The sequence below is a fragment of the Peribacillus sp. Bi134 genome (genome assembly GCF_918698065.1).
Classification (GTDB): Bacteria; Bacillota; Bacilli; order Bacillales; family DSM-1321; genus Peribacillus.
Window position 1 is genome coordinate 23,367 of the sequence record NZ_CAKKLN010000018.1, and the last position, 18,716, is coordinate 42,082.

Genomic DNA, 18,716 nt, shown 5'->3' on the forward strand with positions numbered 1-18,716 from the left:
AATCTGAAAGTATTTTTGTTGCAGCCTTTCTTACATAATGGGGGATTGTCTAAATAGTTGATTTGAAGATAAAAATTTTCTTGTGATATTGCAAAATTTTAATATTCCATTTTCTAATTCACTATCCGATAAATAGGAAAAGTTTAACCTTAAATGATGGTTTTCGGGTTCTCCAGCGAAACAAGCTGAACCAGGAAGAAAGTAAATATTCTCTTTTTGACATTCGATTAATAAATGGTTCGTGTTCCACTCTGATGGAATGGATACCCATATATTTAATCCACCTGTTGGTTCAATCCATTGAACTTCATTCGGCATATGGGAATTGAAGAGTTCTATAACTTTATCCCTTCTTAATTTCAAGGCAAATCTCAGCTTTTCCATATGGTCCTCCATCCTTTTCGAATGAAAAAATGGGAGAATTGCCTTTTGTGTTAATAATGGACTACCAAGGTCCGTATTCACTTTAGATGCCACTAAACGATTAAACAGAGTGCCATTTGCGGCCAGCAGTCCTATCCGGCAACCAGGAACCAATGTCTTGCTTAGCCCCTTTAGATAAATGACGAAACCATTTGTATCAAGACTTTTTATAGGTGATGGAGGTTTCTTGTCAAAAAATATCTCACTCCAGGGTTCGTCTTCTACAATGATTATTTGATGTTCTTGGGCAAATATTAATAATTGCTCCCTTCTTTTTCGACTTAAAACCCTTCCAGTTGGATTCTGAAAGTTAGGGATGGTATATATCATTTTGGGTTTATATATTTCGCAAACTCTTTGTAACAGGTCCATTCTCATTCCTTCTTTATCTAATGGAACAGGAATAATAGTAGCCCCACGAGCACGAAATGTATCAATTGCATTAGGATAAGTGGGTGCTTCTGTAACCACCACATCTCCTGGTCCTATAAAAGTTTTCGCCACCAAATCTATTCCTTGTTGAGTGCCATTAGTTACCAATATATCTTTATGGTCAATATTTAAATCTTGTTTGCGAAGATACTCGCTCATAGCTTTTCTAAGTTCCTCATCCCCTTGAGCAGGTCCATAACTTGATAAAATACTAGGATTCTTTTCTAAATTTGAATGGATTTCTTTCTCCAGATAATGATTCGGAAGTAAGGATGGACAAATCGCTGCAACAGAAAACTGAATACAGTTTTCAAATGAACCATAATGTGTACCAAATTGAGTTCGGGGAAGATAATCTAAAACGGATAATTGCCACTCGAAATTGTTCTTTTTATTATTTTCTATATCTTCTGATGTAATATTAGCTTTAACAAATGTCCCCTTCCCTTGTATCCGTTCAATTAACTCATTTTTTTCTAACAATGCATACACTCTTACAACTGTAAGTACACTTACCCCTAATTGTTTTGCTAACGCTCTAACGGAAGGCAAACGTTCATCTTCCGATACCCCCCCTGACCTTATTCTATCTGCTATATTCTCATAAATTTGTTGATTAATCGGGATATTGGAGTTCCTGTTTATTTCAATCTTCATAATAAAGCCTCCATCAGCACTGTGTTGAAAATTAAGTGTTATATGATCAAGTTGACTGTTATACATATATAACCATTAATATAAGGATATTCAAGTATAACACCTGAACATTTTACGTTCAATTTGATTAATCTAGGAGGAAAAAATTATGAAGTATTATGTGGTTGATGCATTTGCAGAAAAAGTCTTTGAAGGAAATCCTGCTGGGGTTTGTGTTATGAATGAATGGATTTCTGATGACATTATGCAAAAGGTTGCTATTGAAAATAACCTTTCTGAAACGGCATTTGCAGTAAAAGGTGCGGAAAACTATAAACTTAGATGGTTTACGCCTGGAGGAGAAATCAACCTTTGTGGTCACGCAACTTTAGCAACTGCTTTTGTCATTATGAACTATGTTGAAAAGCTATTGAAAACCATTCAATTCGACACGATGAGTGGGGTACTTACAGTAAATAGAAAAGATGATTTGTATGAACTTGATTTCCCAACTGTCCCTTCAAAGGAGATACCTCTTACTGAACAAATGATTGATGCTTTGGGAACCACACCGATAGAAGCATATCTAAATAGAGATTTGTTATTTGTATTAGAGTCAGAAGAAGCAGTGAAAAATCTAAGTCCAGACTTTTCAAAACTAGAACAGTTGCCAGAGGGTCTTGGAGTTATTGTTTCTGCCAAAGGAAATGATTATGATTTTGTTTCAAGAGCATTTTTCCCAAAGTTAAAGGTAAATGAGGACCCAGTATGCGGTTCTGCACACTGCGGTTTAGTGCCCTTTTGGGGAGAGAAACTAAAGAAACGTGAAATGGTAGCAAGACAGTTATCCAATAGAGGCGGTACACTTTTTTGTAAGCACGAGGACACACGGGTAAAGATGGCTGGAAAAGCAACACTCTACTTAATAGGGGATATAAATATAGGGTAATGACTATGGAAGATATGAAATATAGTCAAACCAACGTACTAACCAAACAAATTATAAAAGCTTGGCGTTTTTTTCCAAGCTTTTATTTAGCTGCAAATCAACACAGTTATTTAACAGAGCCTTGTAAAGTTATTTCTTATTCAACTCTACTGCTTCGTTTGTTGAATAAGAAAAAGAGATGCCGCAGCACCGTGTGCATTTATGACAGTAATAACAGAGCAAAAAGACAATTAATTAATTTAATTGTTCACAATCCTGTTGTTGGAAAAAGCGATCTCCATCTTAAAGGATCGCAAGATATTTAATAATAATAATCATCAATAACCTTTTGTGCATAAGGTTGCAAAATAGCCTGTTTGAGGACGGAACAGGCAGCCGTAGCCTACCGCTATGGCTTTTTTATTTTCTTTCAAGTTTTTTTGGTTGTACTTTCTGACTTTCTCATCACCCATTACAAACAAAGTACGTGCATAATAATTCCTGTTCGGCTTGCCCGTACTGCCACTCAAACGTAGTCTCCTCTATCCTCGTCGTAGTTTTTTTTTATACTCGATGAAGTCTTTTCTTGGATGTTTAGCTACATAATCCTGCCCCTGAAAAATAAACATATACTGAATGATACTTGTGACCTGATTAGAAGGGAGAAATCAGCTTTGACAAAATATCGGATCATGTCCTTTGATGGAGGCGGCACCTTAGGTGCTTTAAGTTTACAACTTTTGAACAGACTGGCTCAGCAAAACCCAAAATTAATTAGTCGAACCAATGTTTTTTCGGGAAATTCAATCGGTTCATTCACTGCCCTTGCGTTAGCAAGTGGAAGATCGCCGAAGGAGACACTCCAGTTTTTTAAGGATAAAATCCTGCCGGCTTTCAGCGTTTCCCGACCAGGTGGACCTGTTTTCAATCAACAATTGCCATATTCGGGTTTCATTAAAGCGGTACAAACATTTTTTCCATCAGATCTTCTCCTCAAAAACTTAAAAAGACGAATTGTTGTCCCTGCATTTCATTTATTCTCACCGGAGCTGAATCGTTGGACTCCTGTGTTATTCCACAACTTTCCTGGCTCTCCCTATTTAAATGAGAAAGCGAGTGATGTAATACTACGGAGCAGTGGTGCTCCCGCGACGCAACGAGCCTATCAAAACTACGTGGATGGGTATACAGTAGCAACTAACCCCAGTACAGCCAGTATCGCGTTTGCAGTGGGGAAAGCCAAACAGCCGTTGGATCAAATTGCGGTATTATCCATTGGAACAGGTGAAGAGCCGACTCGATTAAGAAGAGATACGAAGGGGTGGGGGATGGTAAGTGCAGATAACATACGTCCCGAAAATATGAAGAACCTTCCCCCAAATTGGGGAGTTCTTTTGGACCGATCGCCCAATGAACCCTTACTGCCATTTCTACAGATTGTCGCTAGTGGATCCGGTTACTATGAATCCATGGTCAGTTCTCAGCTTCTAGGAAATCGTTTTTTTCGGTTAAATCCACGGATCCCTAATTTCTCCAAAACGGACCCTTCTGTGGTTCCAGCTGTCATTTCAATTGCTAACAAAACAAATTTACAACCCGCAGTTCAATTTATAGAGAAAAACTGGAATTAATAAAATTATCCCATAAGTCTGCTTGAATTTTAGTTTTTATTTCAAGCATTTGGATTTTTTAAATAAAAACAGCCAGAACCTGGCTGTTTTTATTTATCAGTTCTTCTTCAACTATCCTGCCCCGTTAATTGCATAAGGAAAAAGCTGTCTTAAAGACAGCTCCGATCATAAGTTAAAGCACCCGTTAGTTCAACAACGTATATTATTTATGATGTCAATTTCAACCCCACTACCGCTACTAAAATTGCCCCTATAAATAAAATTCGTTTCCAATCTTTTGATTCTCCATAAAACAACATTCCAATAATTACTCCTCCCACAGTTCCAATCCCTGTCCATACCGCATAGGAAATTCCCATAGGGAGAGTTTTCATAGCTAGACTTAGAAAACCAAAACTAATTATAAATCCCATAAACAATACTATATACGACTGTAGGTTTTTATCTTTAACAACTTTATTCATACCCGTAACCCCAACTACTTCAAAAGTTCCAGCCAAGATAAGATATAACCAAGCCATTTATACTGCACCTTCTTTCTTGCTTGGTTCAGTTGTGACAAGTTTTAATCCTACTACACCAGACAGAAGCAGGAGAATAAACAATATTTTTGTCCAACTGAAAGGTTCTCCAAAAACCACCATTTCCACCAAGACTGTTCCCGCTGTTCCTATTCCTGTAAAGACAGCATAGACAGTAGCAACGGGTAGTTTTTTTGTAGCTTTCATCAATACAACAAAGGATACATATATAAGAAAAAATGTACCGGCCCAAGTAATCAAATTATTTGAATACTTCAACCCCATTGCCCACATTACCTCAATAATACCGGCAATAATAACATATGCCCAATTTCGATTCATAAAATTCCCTCCAAGATCATTAATCATTAGAAAGTCCACGCCAATGCAAATACCAAGCAATAATACCGGCAATGATAACATATGCCCAATTTCGTTTCATAAAATCCCCTCCAAGACCATTAATCATTAGAAAGTCCACGCCAATATCCATTTTGTGCGAAATACTTTAAGGCAACTTCTTTAATTCGCTCTGCAGTCAATTCCCCAACCTTCCGACCGTTCGTTAGTTAAATTTAGCATTAACTTTTTCTCTAGTCAATTTTTATTTATTTTTCTTAATAAAATTCAACAATTGTTATTCAACTAACCTGCTCCTTTAGTTCCATAAGAAAAGAGCTGCCTTAAAGACGCTCCGATTTTCAGCTAACGCACCCGTTAATAACATATGAAAAAGGTTACCTCAGCAACCTTGAGTCTTTTCAAGATGTAGAAATCCTTTTCACAGGTTGTTCTACATAGAACTCTAAATACCCACATTTAGAACAAACATAAGAAGATACTTGCTGTAAATCGGACTATCGGTGAAAAGACCTCTTGGTTTTTTGTTTATCAGAAATTCTCCTTGAAATCCGGAAATATAGGCTCTCGTAAGTTCGTTGCCGCATTTACTAAAAGTTTCAATTATACACCACCACCCATAATCGTAATCGTTTCCTACCCGCCACTCTCTTTTAAACGATTCCTAAATTAATAAAGCTTCAATCCTTGTTCAACTAACCTGCCCCATAAGTTCATTAACAAAATATCAAACTTTAGTTCATGTCTACACAAACACCATTTAGCTCGACACCCTTTATAGCGTTTGTAACGTACTAGTCATGTCAGTAAACTTCACTTCTTTTCCGTAAAAGGCAGTGGTAAAGCTCAATCTTCGTAAAAAATTATACAAAAATACTTAGATTTAATTTATTTCAGAAACTTTTCATATAAAAAAAGCTACCCATCAAGTGTGGGTAGCAAGTAATACAAGTTATTTGAAAACAATCTGTAGTTTTCCAGATACTTTACCAGAAGAGTATCCATCTTTCACATCAACATAAAATTTACCTATTTTCATATCTGTGAATAATGTCTTTCCACCTGCTAAGCTATGATAGCCTGTGCACTTTCCAGTACTAGCATTGCAGAGACGAGACCATATGTTACTATAATTAGTCAATAACTTACTTCCAGAAGAGGTCTTTAAATAGATTGGGGAAACCAGTTCTACCTCTAAGTCACTACCTTTGTTAGGATTTCCAATTTCACCATCCCATTTTCCATCTTCTGTTTGAAAAGAATACTGAGGAACACTTGCTTGAGCAGAAGAAGTACCAAATACGATTCCACTTACCAGAACTAACACAAAGGTACTTAAGATTAAAAATAAGCTTTTTATGTTATTTCCTCCTCCAATCTTTATCCCTTTCATAATATCAGAATAAACTGACTATTAAAATGATTAAAAATGACTATAGTTTCTTAAATTCAATCATCTTTTGTTGCGTCATCTTCATCAACCTTGCTTAATTAAAGTTCATGAACAATCTATAATTCCGGTTTCTTCTTATTTATATAGGTTATTTAATTAAATCATGCTCACAAAATTAAAAAGCCTAATTTCTGAGCATTAAGAAATTAAGCTTTTTCATTGCACCATTAAAGCGCCCGATTGTTGAAGGGAAATGACAGCAATAACTATCGCATATTTACGAATGAACACTATAATTAATTTTCATTCAAATGATATATTAGTTGCGCAACGCCAGAGGAGAACGTTCTTGTATTAACCAATTTTAGATTCAATCTCTGCTTTATATCAATAAACAAAGGTTTTCCTTCTCCCAAAATAACAGGATGAACAGATAATCTAAATTCATCAACAAGCCCTAAATTGATAAATGTTGTAATAAGACTTGCTCCGCCATATAGCCAGATGTCTTTACCAGGTTTATTCTTTAATTTATTTACTTCTTCAACAATATTATCATTTATATAGATCGCTTTATTATCAGTCCCTTTTTGCGTTCTGGAAAACACGTATTTTTCTTTACTATGAACCATTTCCCAAAGTTCTTTTTCAGTATCGGCATCTTCAATTCCTGGAGTGAATTGTCCCCATAAATCGTAGCTTTTTCTTCCATATAAAATAGTATCAATTTGATTTAAGAAATTAATAAACCCCATCTCAGGGTCCATGATGCACCAATCAACTTCCCCATTTTTTCCTTCTATAAAACCATCTAAAGTAACTGCTAAATCTAAAATCATTCTTCTTGGTCTTACGTTAATTGACATAATTCTTCCTCCCTTAATCATTTAAATATTGTTGATCACGCCAAGTTTTTTTATATTTTCATTATTTCTGAAAGGTACTTATGTTACTAATAAGAAAAGGAGATGCTGATCAGCTCGTGATATGAAGTAAGTACCCTTTAGTTGAAGAAGGTTAATAAATCCATCTTTTAATGTACCTATTGGATTTTTTTTAAGTTCTTCTTGTCTTAATCTCTCTCTTTTCTCTTCAGGCGTTTCATTGTGATTATTCAAACTAAGCACCCCCTATGAATAGGTTCTGTTGGAAATATTCTGTTATTCTATACCTTTTTACACTAAACTCCCATCACAATTATCTCCCCATATGTAATGTTCAGCATTTTGTTTACTTTTTTTCATCATTTCTATATATCCCCCCTTGTATTTATAATACAATCTCTTACGCATTCTAACCTGCCCCGTATATAAAAGTAATTTTGTATTTATTTTCTTTTAGAACGCATACCTTTAAGTTTTGTAATGTCAGCTTGCTTAAGCAATTGGTTATACATTTTACTGTTAACATCATATATGGAAATTTTCCCTTGATTATCATAATGAATTCCCCAACCATAATTTTTCACCAAAGGAGAAGCTCTGAAGCATGCCTTGGGTTTTGAAAAGAACTGTTCTCGAAGTTCAGCTGTATTTTCCTCTTCTATTTGACTCTTGATTAAAAAAGTTTTAAATTGGACGTCTTCTTGTGTAAATTTATATGGGTTATTGTTAATTAAATCATGTTCAATATAAGCAATTGTGGGTTTTTCGTTTTTTATGACAGGTACCTTTGCTGAAGTAACTTTTGAATCCTCTGAAATGGTAATAAGTGTGTTCTTATAACTCATATAATAACCTCCTTATTCAGCAGTTTGCTTATCTATATACCATATCATTCCATTGCTTACTTCCGCTATCCCGCTCCTTTAGTGCCATAAGAAAAAGGCTGCCTCAGCAACCTTCCTTCAAACAAATTTTATCAGAACCAAGTTTAATTTACCTTTTAAATCCACCTTCAAAAAGCACCCGTTAGTTTTTAAGTTTACTCAGGTCAAATCTTGCTATTTCTTGATTATCAATTGTCACAACTAAAAAAGCATCAAATGCATACTCTTTAAGTTTAGCTAATTTTTCATTTGAAGGTACCAGCAGTGGAACTTGCGAATTTTCTTCACTTACACCTAAATCGTAGTTAAGAGTATACTCACCCTTTTGATCAGGATTAAGAACCGGTAAAAATGAATGACCGAACCCTACACCACTCCCGTTATAATCTTCAGGATCATAAATATTGAAGCCTATTACGTCTTCCGACACGGCTTTTAATTTGTCTTTGGGCTCAATCTTAAGTTCAATTCCTTTATCAACTTCTTCAATATCTGCTGTTTTATTACCTGTATTTTTAATGGTGAATTCATAAAATAAAGCTGTCGGGATCAGCTCATCTCCCTTTCTTTCCCCTTCAGTTATCCCAATTGCACCAACTAAACTTTTATCTTTAACAATATCAACTTTCGCATCCACTAGTTCCAGAGAAGGATTTGATGAACAAGCTGATAAAAAGAATAAAGCAAATAGGCTAATAAAAACAAAGAATCTCCTCAAGTAATCACCTCTAATTTTACATTACCATAATTTACCTATATTTCAAACGAATTTCTTTTAAATGCATATGAAAAAGGCTGCCTCAGCAACCCCCTAATTGTTTTAAAGAAAATAAAAACAGTTCTATTGAAAACACTATACCCTCTCAAGTGGTGTATGAGGTAACGGTGGTAATTGAATTCTAACCAGGTCCCCGGGGTGAACCACACCACTTTCCAAAACTATGCTCATTATTCCTGCTTTACGTATCAAGTTCCCATGCAGATCCCGGTCCAAAACAGCGTTCATAAGTCCTGATTTAAATTGATCAATCTGGGCACATGGATTTCGTAGGCCTGTTACTTTAATAACTGCTGTTTCCCCAATAAATAGTAACGAATCCTTCGGTAATTCAAGCAGATCGATACCTTTTGTGGTAATATTTTCACCCATTTGTCCAGTTGAAACATTAAACCTGTCTTTCAATTCATCTAATAATTCTGAGTGGATTAGGTGAACTTGCCGCAGGTTAGGTTGATTTGGGTTCTGCGCTACACGTGAACGATGCTTAACAGTTTTACCCGAATGGGCATCTCCTTCAACGCCCAAACCCTTCAACAGTTTTATACTATTGCAATTTTCCTTGCTGAATGTGTGTTTATCACTTTTACTTACAGCTATTACTACTCCGCTAGCCGAGCCGATATTTTCGTCATTCATTTTCTTTCAACTCCCCCAATACTTATATTTGATATCTTTATTCAACTATCCTGCCTAGAAAGAGCCAAAAAGAAAAAGGCTGCCTCAGCAACCTCCCTTAGTAAGCTCAATTAGAATCTTTTTTGCACCAATCTTGTAATCCATCCTTATACACACCTTTTATATACTAAGAGATAAGTATTGGAACAACCTTGATCTGTATGTATGCTTTTGTCCATAACCTGATATAATCCAAGGTTTTCTGAACATATATAAAATTATTGAAAATTCGCCATTTCTTGGTTTGTATTATTACCGTCATAACACCTTTTTTGATAAGAGCAGCTTTTGCAAACCAGTAAAGAATTCGTTTTCAAATACTTTTTTGGTTCTTGTAAAAGATTCTTGATTATGTTGAGGTATTCCAATCCATCCGAAACATCATTCATGGTTGGAATATAAGTTTCTATTTTGCCTTCCATAAGCGAGAAAATCTCTATTCTTGCCGGTAATTGACCAAATGCCCTTTCACAAAACACCGAAATCATATTAGTAAATAATAAGTTCATTTCTTCGTGTGTATCAACTACATATTTTTTTATGATGTATGAGCCGCTTGACCATTCTGCTACTTCAAAAGTCAAGGAGAGTTCGGTCCCCAACTCCTCAATATTGATGTTAAACTTTTCATATAAAAATAAAGGTGGATTTTGAATTTTTTTGGAAGTTAAAAATCGGAGTAAATGGTCAGTTATATTAGCAAGAGCCATATAATAATGACTCCTTGACTCGAACTGACGTACATCAATGGCACTCCAATGATCATCTATTAACTCCATAACTTTCTTAGATGTCTGACATATTGGAGGCAGTTTATAATAGCGGCTTACAACTTGATTAACAACAGCTTGAACTATTTTCCTCCAATCCAATCGAGTTGTGATTTTTCCTTCTATATGATGAAAGTAAAATTGATAAGGACATCTTATAAAATCTTGTAAATGGTAATCAGTTAAAGTAGCAATGGAAATCCGATGTTCCTTACCCATCATTCCCCTCACCTCTCTTTCCTCATAAAATAGCTAATTCTATATTGAAAAGACAAGACTATTCTTTATAAAATCCCTCCCGAAATTTCGGCAGTTTTTGATATCCTCATCATCTGGGTTTAATTCTACTTTTAACCCTTCCAGGACGATATCAGCACCCTGTTCCCTTAATTTTTCGGACAAAATATCTACGGCCGCACCATATTGTGAGTAAGAGGAATCGCAGGATCCAAACACCGCTGCTTTCTTGCCAGTTAAATCAATATGATCCATTTCCTCATAAAAGTCTAAAAAATCATCCGGTAATTCTCCGTCTCCCCACGTATATGCACCTAATAAGATACCATCGTACTCTCCAAGTATGGAGGCTTCAGGACCTTCCATTATATCTATCCTTTCGATATTCACATCACTGATTTCTGTGATTCCTTCTATAATGATATCCGCCATTTCTTCTGTATTTCCACTCATACTGGCAAAAATCATAATGATTTTAGACATGATAAGTTCCCCTTCCAACACTGATGATTATTAGTAAAAATTCAAACTACTCAGCAGCATTATCACCTTTAATTTAAATTTGGTGAAATTGAATTTCCACACCTATTAGCAAAAAAGATAGGTATCGATGTTTTTAAAATATAAAAGTCAATTGCATCTTTATTGAATATGTTCATAAAATTGTCGTGTTTTCCCAAAAAGCATGTAAATCTCCAGTGTTGATTTTATTCTTTATTTTCTGTACGTTACTCAGTTCATCGGCAAATGAAAGAAACGACTGCCTATCATGTGCATCTAGGGCTTCGTTTATTTTAAAGCTTAAATGGTTAATTTTTAGATTCAAATCCAAAATGGAGCAAATGCTTCCCTTGGAATACAGTTCCTCAATATCTTCCACATGCATAAAAAACTGAAACTCGTTATTGATATCTATTAAAAAGTGCCATCCCAAGCAATCAACATACTTCCGCTCGTTTGTAATTGTCCAAACATCACCTTGAAGGAACTCAATCATATGTTGGTGCTTTTGCCCAGGACAGCAGCAGCTTACTTGATGCTGAAATTGTTCCAATATTATAAAATTTTTATCCACAGATGTTCCTCCTCCACCCATATTCAATATTTATTGAATTTTATTTGTTATCGCTAACTTAGTCAGTTGACTGTTTTTTGTCAGACTTACCTTTCTATTCTTTTAAGGTTGAACTATTTTCATTTTTCTTCCTGATCCAAAACTGTTTATTCAATATGTTGACGCCTTTTAATATTTATTGACAGGGAATAGAAATTTGCAAGAGTATTAATTGAAAATGATTATCAATATCAAATATTACTTTTATAATAATGATAATGATTATCAATGTCAATCAGTTTTTATCCATCTAGATTATATAATCGTTCCGTCAGTAAAAGCATCTTACTGAAATATTCTGGTAAGCTCGTAATTTGTACAATATGAATATTGGACAATCATAGTCCTAAAGTTTTTTTTCCGTAGTTATTAACACTAGCTTGGTTCATTTAAGCCCCTCATTTGTTTCACTCAAATTTCTCATGCTATTTATCTGGATACATGTGAAACTATTCAAAAGATATAAAATCCAAAATATTATATCGAATTTTATCAATTGCCCTCATGCAAATAAGGAGGTGATTAGATTGATTCCAGTAGCCTGTACTTTATTCTGAAGATAATATCGGCAATAAAAATTGCCCCTATAATTACATAAAGAAAAGCTGCCTTAAAGGCAGCTTCGGTCTTTAGCTAAGCACCCTTTAATTCAACAAGAGTGTAGTATATTAGTATGTACTCATTATATGTAATCGATATCGAAATGAGGGGATATTAATTCCATGCTTTGTAAATCCCATTCAAAAGTAAGGATGGCTGATTGTTTTGATTTATGTGTCAAAAGGCGTACTCCATTTTTTATGATCATGCTTTCTGCATCCCAAAAACGGACAGTTTCGTCTTCTCCAGTACGATTACAGACAAATACGGGCAGTCCTGTTTCTAATGACCTTTGTTCCCATTCTCCCTCTGGACCGTGTAATCCGGGACCCCAGGAAGACGGTGCAATTAATATTTCTGCTCCTTTTTCAACTAAGCTGTAAGCAATATCTTTGGGATAGGCGTCTGCACAAATCATAATACCAACCTCAACATTGTCTGTTTTTATTGGCTCTAATACATCCCCTGATGCTGACCAATCATCAATAACACTTATTTTTCTCTGTTTGCCTAATAAATGACCTTGTTTATCTATGACAAACACAGAATTATACAATTCTCCGTTACTGCCTTTTTCAGGGCAACCCAAAAATACAGTGCTTTTCAAACTCTTTAGTTTACGGCTCAAATTACCCATCCAAGCATCAGGTTGCCGGTTAATCCATCCAGTCCCAATCTTATGATTGAATTGAAGTCCGCTAACACATAGTTCGGGTGTTATAATCCATTCGGCATTATTATTTGATGCTATATGAATGGCTTGTTCAATTAGTTTTTGGTTATACTCCACATCACCAGCGATAGGCAATAGGTGTAATAAAGCTATTTTTATTTTTCCCATAGTGAACTCCCAAACATCAACTTATATTAATGGCTACGCTTGTAATAATTGTAGCATAGACATTGATTTGCTTGTTCAACTATCATGCCCCGTTAGTTCCATTAGAAAAAGGCTGCGGTAGCAACCTCTGCATTACAGTAAAGCACCTATTAGTTGAATAGTTTTTTTATACCATCATATTCCACAATGGTACAAATAAAATTCACCTTTAGCTAAAGCTTCTGACATTAAAATCATTTTTCTAATTTTGTAATTACTTCATCCCGGTTGAAGACTGATTTTTTATAGTCCCCCTCCTGATTGTCAGCTTCGCCGTAAACGAATTTTCCAGTGAGTTCAAATTTATCAGGTGCATTTTTAATAAGACTCTTCCATGACGAAAAAATACTTATTAAAGTTTCAGAAGAGTGATTATCAAAAAGGGTTTCTCCATGATAGTTAATACCCCTGCCACTTGGAGTTCCTTGCAATGATGGGTTTTTACTTGGAATCCATTCCAATGAGTCCATAATATATTGAATCAAATCATCATGTATAACAATACTATCGATTACACTGCTATTTCTTTCTCTGTACATCCAAAAATCCTTTATATCAGTTGTCTTAGAAATAAGATAAAACTCATGATCCAAGCTCATGTTTGCCTCCTTAAAATAGGTTTGGTTAGGTCTTATAATAGCCCTTCTTATTGAACTAACCTGCCCTTTAGTTGCATAAAGAAAAAACTGCCTTAAAGACAGTTCCGAACTTCAGCTAACGCACCCGTTAGTTTAAGTGTACTTATTCACAAACTTAGTTGGCTTTGCATAAATAAACCGATTCGTTCATTACAGGAATGCTGCCCCTTTAGTTGATGAAGAAAAAAGGATTGCCGCAGCAATCCATTCTAGCGAAAAGTTCCAATTAGCAGCTAAGTCAACTTCTCATGCATTCGCCTTCCAACTGTTTTGCAGTTTCCTTATATAAATAATTTGACCGATATGATATGCATTATGGGTAGTTGCATTTCCAAGAATTTGCCACCACTTAACTTTTTCAGGAAAACCTATAACATCACTTTCTATTTTTTCATTAGTTAATAACCCTTCCCACTTTAAAAGGACTTCTAATAAGATTTTTTTCAAATCGTAAAAGCACATATATTCAGGACTTAAAAAGCTCCGATTATTATCTCCGATTGAAGATACAGCGTCTACGTTGGATTTTTCGTACCTGGTTTGCCAAGTTTGATTCCAATAAATCAGATGTTGTACAATTTCAGCTATACTGTTACTATCTTTGCTTGGCTTCCATAAAGCCTGTTCTTCCGTCAAATTTTCAACTGATTCTGAAAATGGTTTGTACCAACTAGGGTCATTAGCATTCGCTAAGAACTGGTCAGAAATAATATCTTTTACGTTGGTCATTCTATTCACTCCTCAATTCTAATTAGAATATGGATCCCTAAATTAAGTACAACAGCCATCCTCCCTGATGTTAAAATGATTTTCCTACTCATTTAGTTTCGAGATAACCACCACAAAAACCTTTTACTTGTTCAACTAACCTGCCCCTTTAGTTCCATAAGAAAAAGCTGCCTTAAAGACAGCTCAGATCTTCAGCTAACGCACCCTATAGTTTAAGTAGAAACCTTCACATTCTCTTATGTGTATCATAAAAAAGGATGGAACCAATGCGATCCCATCCTAAAAATCTTTATTGTTTGTGTTTCTTTTCCTCTTGTTGTTTATGCTTCTCTTCCTTTTGGTATTTCTTTTCCTCTTGTTGTTTATGCTTCTCTTCCTCTTGTTGGTATTTATTTTCCTCTTGTTGTTTATGTTTTTTATCCTCTTTATTTCCACCAATATAAAATGGTTTATCTTTATTATTTTTTGTAACTGGTGGACCTTCTTCAGGATTTGCACCTTTAATGAACAGTTCATTATTCACCTGGTATACATCACTAGGCTGCTGGAAGCTACTTTGATCTGTTCCAAATGCTTCCAGCATGACCTTAAACATTTGGTGCGAGATTTTAGTTGTATTTCCATCCATATAATTACCTGGACCATTTTTAGTATATCCAGTCCAAACCGCCATAGTGTATTGCGGTGTATAACCAGCGAACCAACTATCATTTACCGAACCGGATGGATATCCATATTGTGCTCTGGTTTTACTGTCAAAATTAGTTGTGCCAGTTTTTCCAGCCACATCTAGTCCAAGGACATTTGCTGTTTTTCCTGTACCAGATTTTACGACTGTCCGTAACATATCCGTCACCAAATAAGCTGTGTAATCATGCATAGCTCGTTTTGGCTTTGGAGTTAAATTAACAACTCTGCCATCAGGATAGACAACTTTACGAACAAAATGTGGTGTATTGTATTCACCGTTATTTCCAAAAGCACTATATGCCCCTGCCAACTCTAATGGATTAACCGTATTACTTCCAATCGCATATGATTCGTACACCTTATTATTATTAAAAGTAATACCCAGATTTTCTGCAAAGTTTTGTGCTTTATCCATCCCTACTTCTTGAAGGGTAAGGAGTGCTGGAATATTGTATGACCATTGAAGTGCTGTTCTAATAGACAACATTCCGTGATATTGATGATCCCAGTTAGAAATAGATTGACCATTTGAGTAGGTTATCTCATGATCATTAATTTGGTGTGCTGTAGACCATTTTGAATTTTCAATAGCCGGACCATAATCAAAGACTGGCTTGAAAGTAGATCCTGGTTGACGTTTAATATCAACCGCAAAGTTGTTGCCTCGGAAGGAAGCTTTATATTGGTTTCGACCGCTTCCAATAGCTCGAACTTCTCCTGTTTTTGTATCTAAAAATACGAAGGCTCCTTGAAAATTGTCATTTGGATAAGAAATAATCGTATCGGTGTTCATTATTTTGTCCGCAAAGGTCTGAGCTTTTGGATCTAGCGTCGTATAAATAGATAATCCATCCGAATTGATATCTACATTTTTCAGCTTTCTTTCAACTTCTTTTACAACAGCGTCCAAAAACGCCTCGTACGGCATTCCTTGTTGTTTCGTTTTTGGAACAAGTCCTGCTGTAACTGGAACCTTCTTTGCATCCTCCAATTGCTGTTTCGTAATATACCCTTGTTTATACATAGCTTCTAAAACAATATTACGACGATTTGTTGCAGCTTTCACATGTTCGGGTTCAGTGGGATCGTAATAACTTGGACTCTGTGGGAGCCCCGCCAGCATAGCGGCCTCCGGAAGCGTTAATTTATTTAGATGATCGGCATCGATTCCGTAGTAATTTTTGGCGGCAGCTGCTACACCATATGCCCCGTCTCCAAGGTAGATCTTATTTAAATACATCATTAAGATTTGATGTTTGGAATACTTTTGCTCAAGCTGATAGGCCAAGCTCCATTCCTGTACCTTTCGCTTTATTGTTTTCTGAGGTGACAAAAAGGAGTTTTTAATGACCTGCTGTGTAATCGTACTTCCGCCTTGAGATCCGAAATCCCCTTTTAGGTTCTTGAAGATTGCTCTCGAAGTTCCTTTTATATCAATGCCATTGTGTTCATAAAAATGTGCATCCTCCGTGGCAATGAAAGCATGTTCCAACATTTTTGGAACTTGAGAATATTTAATTTTTGTCCGCTTTTCTTTACCATATTCGTAAATGAAATTCCCGTTTTTATCGTATAATTTGGTAGAAAGCGGGTCGACTAGTTTTGAAGCATCTATTTCAGGTGCATCCTTAATCATTGCTGCAACCGTAACTGCCCCTATTCCAATTGAAACAACACCTAATAATAAACACCAAAGTAAAACTTTTTTCAAGAAAGACCTTCTTTTAGGGGGGGTTTTACCTTTTTTTTGATCTTGTTTTGTTTTTTCCACTTGTTTTCGTTCCTGACGAGAACGATACGTTTCTGACATTAATCTTCTCTCCCATATTCAAGTTACTCAATAAAATTGAAGAAAACTATGCAAATAACCTTTTATTTACTCACTAGTCATTGATGATCAGTATGGTATTTAAAACAATGCATTTCATTCAAAACCTGTATATAACGTATTAAGGAAGAATTTATCCTATACTCTCCTTGGTCGGTTTTCGCAATAAAGTAATTACTTCGTACTATCTTATCTAATACATCTTTTAGAACGTCTTCCTTCTTTACATCTGGCCCTTTTATTATTTTTTCTCGTTTAATATCATTATCCAAGGTATAACAAACAATAAATTTCTTCAAATTAGATCCCCCTTTCGAGAACAACTTCTGATTGTCTTAAGTAGGGAAACACGTCTACTTATTTGAAGCGAATAGTCTTAAAATTTATACTGAATAAGAATGCAATTATCGACCAGCTTTGTCTTTCAAAGACGTTATACATGAAGCAAATACCCATGTTGATAAATGCTGGATAGCATTCCTACTATTTTTGAAAAATACCTTTGTGTACCATCTATAAATATTTCATGAATACCATAGATACAGCCTAAAAAGATATATATCAAAGCGTGTATAGAAAATTTCATTTTTTTAAGTCCATTACAAAGTCCATTTATATTAATTCGAATTGAACCTTAGTATTAAGGGGGCAAAATATTTAATCCTCGATTCCCCCCTCTATATAAAGACCAAATCTGCACCTTAGTCAATAAAAAAGCCACCAATTATGGCAGCTGGATCTTCGACTTTTGTTCCCGTTTAAGCACATTCTCTTTTTCTATATATTATGTTCGTTTTACGTAATGACCTGGAAAACTTACCTATCTATAGACCATAATAAGAATTATCCAAGAGACACCCTAAGGATCTTGGTGTTTGTCTGAATCCATCCTTGAAGCTTTTCAGGGATGGATTTTTATTTTTTACTTTTCTTAGCTGAATAATATGTCTCAAGAGCGACTTAAAAGAGAGCTGGATTTTCAACCCGACTTATTGCACTAACCTGCCCCTTTAGTTTAGTAACTAAACTGTAATAAGATTGTTACTGGATTAGTATTGATGTTTCAGACCTCAATGTATACACTTGGTATTCGTTAAGGAGTGATGTAAGATGAAAACTGTAACAGTAGATAAGTTACTCTTCAAGAAACATTTATCGGAAAATGAACAAATCACAATGAAAGATTTTCTGTATACCTGGGTAGGTGGCTCAACCAAAGGATTGGATGATTTTTTTCACCTTGAGTACACAGAAGATGTCTTTGCCAAAATGGAAAAAAAGACGAATGATACCGATTTGTTGATATCTGGTGATGATTATTTCAGATACATAACAGGTACGGAAAATAATCAAATTGTGATAGGTTTTTTAGATTCGAATTCAGAATTAAAACATAGAATCATTTCACCAAATGAGATTTGAAAAATACAAAAAGAGGCAGCGTGGTACACTGTCTCTTTTTTTCGTTTAATATATGCCTTATGCCACGATACTGAATTAACCTGCCCCGATAGTTGCATAAAGAATAAGGCTGCCGAAGCAACCCAAGTTAATGAACTAAACCAGCTAATAGGATGTCAATATCTTTCTCTAAAAATTTCATTTCCATTATGATATACTTTTTTGGGCCATGCCAAATAACCCTCCAAAACCCTTTTGGAAGGATTTTTCTCTGTTTCACA

General features: G+C 35.3%; 22 protein-coding genes. 4 read left to right on the forward strand and 18 right to left on the reverse strand.

Going from position 1 to position 18,716, the window contains the following annotated elements; all coding sequences use genetic code 11:
• Positions 1-30: 30 nt before the first annotated feature.
• Complete coding sequence (locus LQ188_RS25985) at positions 31-1,512, reverse strand: PLP-dependent aminotransferase family protein (RefSeq protein ID WP_230178848.1); 1,482 nt, start codon at positions 1,510-1,512, stop codon at positions 31-33.
• A gap of 148 nt (positions 1,513-1,660) precedes the next feature.
• Between LQ188_RS25985 and LQ188_RS25990 the strand changes: the two genes are divergently transcribed.
• Positions 1,661-2,440, forward strand: a complete 780-nt coding sequence (locus LQ188_RS25990) for a PhzF family phenazine biosynthesis protein (RefSeq protein WP_230178849.1) — start codon at positions 1,661-1,663, stop codon at positions 2,438-2,440.
• A 5-nt stretch (positions 2,441-2,445) separates the two neighbouring features.
• Positions 2,446-2,745, forward strand: coding sequence for a hypothetical protein (locus LQ188_RS25995; protein ID WP_157831170.1), 300 nt, complete (start codon positions 2,446-2,448; stop codon positions 2,743-2,745).
• Between the two features lie 12 nt (positions 2,746-2,757).
• On the opposite strand, the gene LQ188_RS26000 is transcribed toward LQ188_RS25995, so the two are convergent.
• Positions 2,758-2,949: a hypothetical protein gene (locus tag LQ188_RS26000; protein ID WP_101225817.1), complete on the reverse strand. Its 192-nt coding sequence runs from the start codon at positions 2,947-2,949 to the stop codon at positions 2,758-2,760.
• A 144-nt stretch (positions 2,950-3,093) separates the two neighbouring features.
• Between LQ188_RS26000 and LQ188_RS26005 the strand changes: the two genes are divergently transcribed.
• Complete coding sequence (locus LQ188_RS26005) at positions 3,094-4,050, forward strand: patatin-like phospholipase family protein (RefSeq protein ID WP_101225816.1); 957 nt, start codon at positions 3,094-3,096, stop codon at positions 4,048-4,050.
• A 206-nt stretch (positions 4,051-4,256) separates the two neighbouring features.
• On the opposite strand, the gene LQ188_RS26010 is transcribed toward LQ188_RS26005, so the two are convergent.
• The 16 genes from LQ188_RS26010 to LQ188_RS26085 form a co-directional block, all read right to left on the reverse strand.
• Complete coding sequence (locus LQ188_RS26010) at positions 4,257-4,571, reverse strand: multidrug efflux SMR transporter (protein ID WP_101225815.1); 315 nt, start codon at positions 4,569-4,571, stop codon at positions 4,257-4,259.
• Complete coding sequence (locus LQ188_RS26015; RefSeq protein ID WP_101225848.1) at positions 4,572-4,913, reverse strand: multidrug efflux SMR transporter; 342 nt, start codon at positions 4,911-4,913, stop codon at positions 4,572-4,574.
• A gap of 970 nt (positions 4,914-5,883) precedes the next feature.
• Positions 5,884-6,324 carry a hypothetical protein gene (locus LQ188_RS26020; protein WP_230178850.1) on the reverse strand — a complete coding sequence of 147 codons (441 nt, stop codon included), beginning with the start codon at positions 6,322-6,324 and terminating at the stop codon, positions 5,884-5,886.
• 296 nt (positions 6,325-6,620) lie between these two features.
• Positions 6,621-7,190 carry a dihydrofolate reductase family protein gene (locus LQ188_RS26025; protein ID WP_230178851.1) on the reverse strand — a complete coding sequence of 190 codons (570 nt, stop codon included), beginning with the start codon at positions 7,188-7,190 and terminating at the stop codon, positions 6,621-6,623.
• A gap of 78 nt (positions 7,191-7,268) precedes the next feature.
• A complete protein-coding gene (locus LQ188_RS26030; protein ID WP_230178853.1) occupies positions 7,269-7,442 on the reverse strand; it encodes a DUF6366 family protein in 174 nt (57 codons plus the stop codon).
• 209 nt (positions 7,443-7,651) lie between these two features.
• Complete coding sequence (locus LQ188_RS26035) at positions 7,652-8,053, reverse strand: DUF6157 family protein (protein ID WP_230178854.1); 402 nt, start codon at positions 8,051-8,053, stop codon at positions 7,652-7,654.
• Positions 8,054-8,234: 181 nt separating this feature from the next.
• Positions 8,235-8,810 carry a hypothetical protein gene (locus LQ188_RS26040; RefSeq protein ID WP_101225811.1) on the reverse strand — a complete coding sequence of 192 codons (576 nt, stop codon included), beginning with the start codon at positions 8,808-8,810 and terminating at the stop codon, positions 8,235-8,237.
• 135 nt (positions 8,811-8,945) lie between these two features.
• Complete coding sequence (locus LQ188_RS26045; protein WP_101225810.1) at positions 8,946-9,509, reverse strand: MOSC domain-containing protein; 564 nt, start codon at positions 9,507-9,509, stop codon at positions 8,946-8,948.
• Between the two features lie 257 nt (positions 9,510-9,766).
• Positions 9,767-10,540, reverse strand: a complete 774-nt coding sequence (locus tag LQ188_RS26050) for a hypothetical protein (RefSeq protein WP_230178856.1) — start codon at positions 10,538-10,540, stop codon at positions 9,767-9,769.
• 36 nt (positions 10,541-10,576) lie between these two features.
• Positions 10,577-11,038 (reverse strand): flavodoxin, encoded by a 462-nt coding sequence (locus LQ188_RS26055; RefSeq protein ID WP_101225808.1) that lies wholly within the window; start codon positions 11,036-11,038, stop codon positions 10,577-10,579.
• 172 nt (positions 11,039-11,210) lie between these two features.
• Positions 11,211-11,630, reverse strand: a complete 420-nt coding sequence (locus LQ188_RS26060) for an IDEAL domain-containing protein (protein ID WP_101225807.1) — start codon at positions 11,628-11,630, stop codon at positions 11,211-11,213.
• Between the two features lie 721 nt (positions 11,631-12,351).
• A complete protein-coding gene (locus tag LQ188_RS26065; RefSeq protein ID WP_230178858.1) occupies positions 12,352-13,110 on the reverse strand; it encodes a carbon-nitrogen hydrolase family protein in 759 nt (252 codons plus the stop codon).
• A 233-nt stretch (positions 13,111-13,343) separates the two neighbouring features.
• Positions 13,344-13,748, reverse strand: a complete 405-nt coding sequence (locus LQ188_RS26070; RefSeq protein ID WP_230178860.1) for a hypothetical protein — start codon at positions 13,746-13,748, stop codon at positions 13,344-13,346.
• Between the two features lie 285 nt (positions 13,749-14,033).
• The gene (locus tag LQ188_RS26075) at positions 14,034-14,516 is read right to left on the reverse strand and encodes a DinB family protein (RefSeq protein ID WP_230178861.1); all 483 of its coding nucleotides are present in this window, start codon (positions 14,514-14,516) and stop codon (positions 14,034-14,036) included.
• 289 nt (positions 14,517-14,805) lie between these two features.
• Entirely contained in the window at positions 14,806-17,016 is a 2,211-nt protein-coding gene (locus LQ188_RS26080; RefSeq protein ID WP_230178862.1) for a PBP1A family penicillin-binding protein, read from the reverse strand.
• Between the two features lie 77 nt (positions 17,017-17,093).
• Entirely contained in the window at positions 17,094-17,333 is a 240-nt protein-coding gene (locus LQ188_RS26085) for a hypothetical protein (protein ID WP_101225802.1), read from the reverse strand.
• A gap of 811 nt (positions 17,334-18,144) precedes the next feature.
• Here LQ188_RS26085 and LQ188_RS26090 point away from each other — a divergent pair.
• Positions 18,145-18,456, forward strand: coding sequence for a hypothetical protein (locus tag LQ188_RS26090; protein ID WP_230178863.1), 312 nt, complete (start codon positions 18,145-18,147; stop codon positions 18,454-18,456).
• Positions 18,457-18,716: the final 260 nt, after the last annotated feature.

Bases quoted from the DNA above. Each gene is read 5' to 3' on its own strand.
- LQ188_RS25985 (WP_230178848.1), bottom strand. From the start codon at position 1,512: ATGAAGATTGAAATAAACAGGAACTCCAATATCCCGATTAATCAACAA.
- LQ188_RS25990 (WP_230178849.1), top strand. From the start codon at position 1,661: ATGAAGTATTATGTGGTTGATGCATTTGCAGAAAAAGTCTTTGAAGGA.
- LQ188_RS25995 (WP_157831170.1), top strand. From the start codon at position 2,446: ATGGAAGATATGAAATATAGTCAAACCAACGTACTAACCAAACAAATT.
- LQ188_RS26010 (WP_101225815.1), bottom strand. From the start codon at position 4,571: ATGGCTTGGTTATATCTTATCTTGGCTGGAACTTTTGAAGTAGTTGGG.
- LQ188_RS26015 (WP_101225848.1), bottom strand. From the start codon at position 4,913: ATGAATCGAAATTGGGCATATGTTATTATTGCCGGTATTATTGAGGTA.
- LQ188_RS26020 (WP_230178850.1), bottom strand. From the start codon at position 6,324: ATGAAAGGGATAAAGATTGGAGGAGGAAATAACATAAAAAGCTTATTT.
- LQ188_RS26025 (WP_230178851.1), bottom strand. From the start codon at position 7,190: ATGTCAATTAACGTAAGACCAAGAAGAATGATTTTAGATTTAGCAGTT.
- LQ188_RS26035 (WP_230178854.1), bottom strand. From the start codon at position 8,053: ATGAGTTATAAGAACACACTTATTACCATTTCAGAGGATTCAAAAGTT.
- LQ188_RS26045 (WP_101225810.1), bottom strand. From the start codon at position 9,509: ATGAATGACGAAAATATCGGCTCGGCTAGCGGAGTAGTAATAGCTGTA.
- LQ188_RS26050 (WP_230178856.1), bottom strand. From the start codon at position 10,540: ATGATGGGTAAGGAACATCGGATTTCCATTGCTACTTTAACTGATTAC.
- LQ188_RS26055 (WP_101225808.1), bottom strand. From the start codon at position 11,038: ATGTCTAAAATCATTATGATTTTTGCCAGTATGAGTGGAAATACAGAA.
- LQ188_RS26065 (WP_230178858.1), bottom strand. From the start codon at position 13,110: ATGGGAAAAATAAAAATAGCTTTATTACACCTATTGCCTATCGCTGGT.
- LQ188_RS26070 (WP_230178860.1), bottom strand. From the start codon at position 13,748: ATGAGCTTGGATCATGAGTTTTATCTTATTTCTAAGACAACTGATATA.
- LQ188_RS26075 (WP_230178861.1), bottom strand. From the start codon at position 14,516: ATGACCAACGTAAAAGATATTATTTCTGACCAGTTCTTAGCGAATGCT.
- LQ188_RS26080 (WP_230178862.1), bottom strand. From the start codon at position 17,016: ATGTCAGAAACGTATCGTTCTCGTCAGGAACGAAAACAAGTGGAAAAA.
- LQ188_RS26090 (WP_230178863.1), top strand. From the start codon at position 18,145: ATGAAAACTGTAACAGTAGATAAGTTACTCTTCAAGAAACATTTATCG.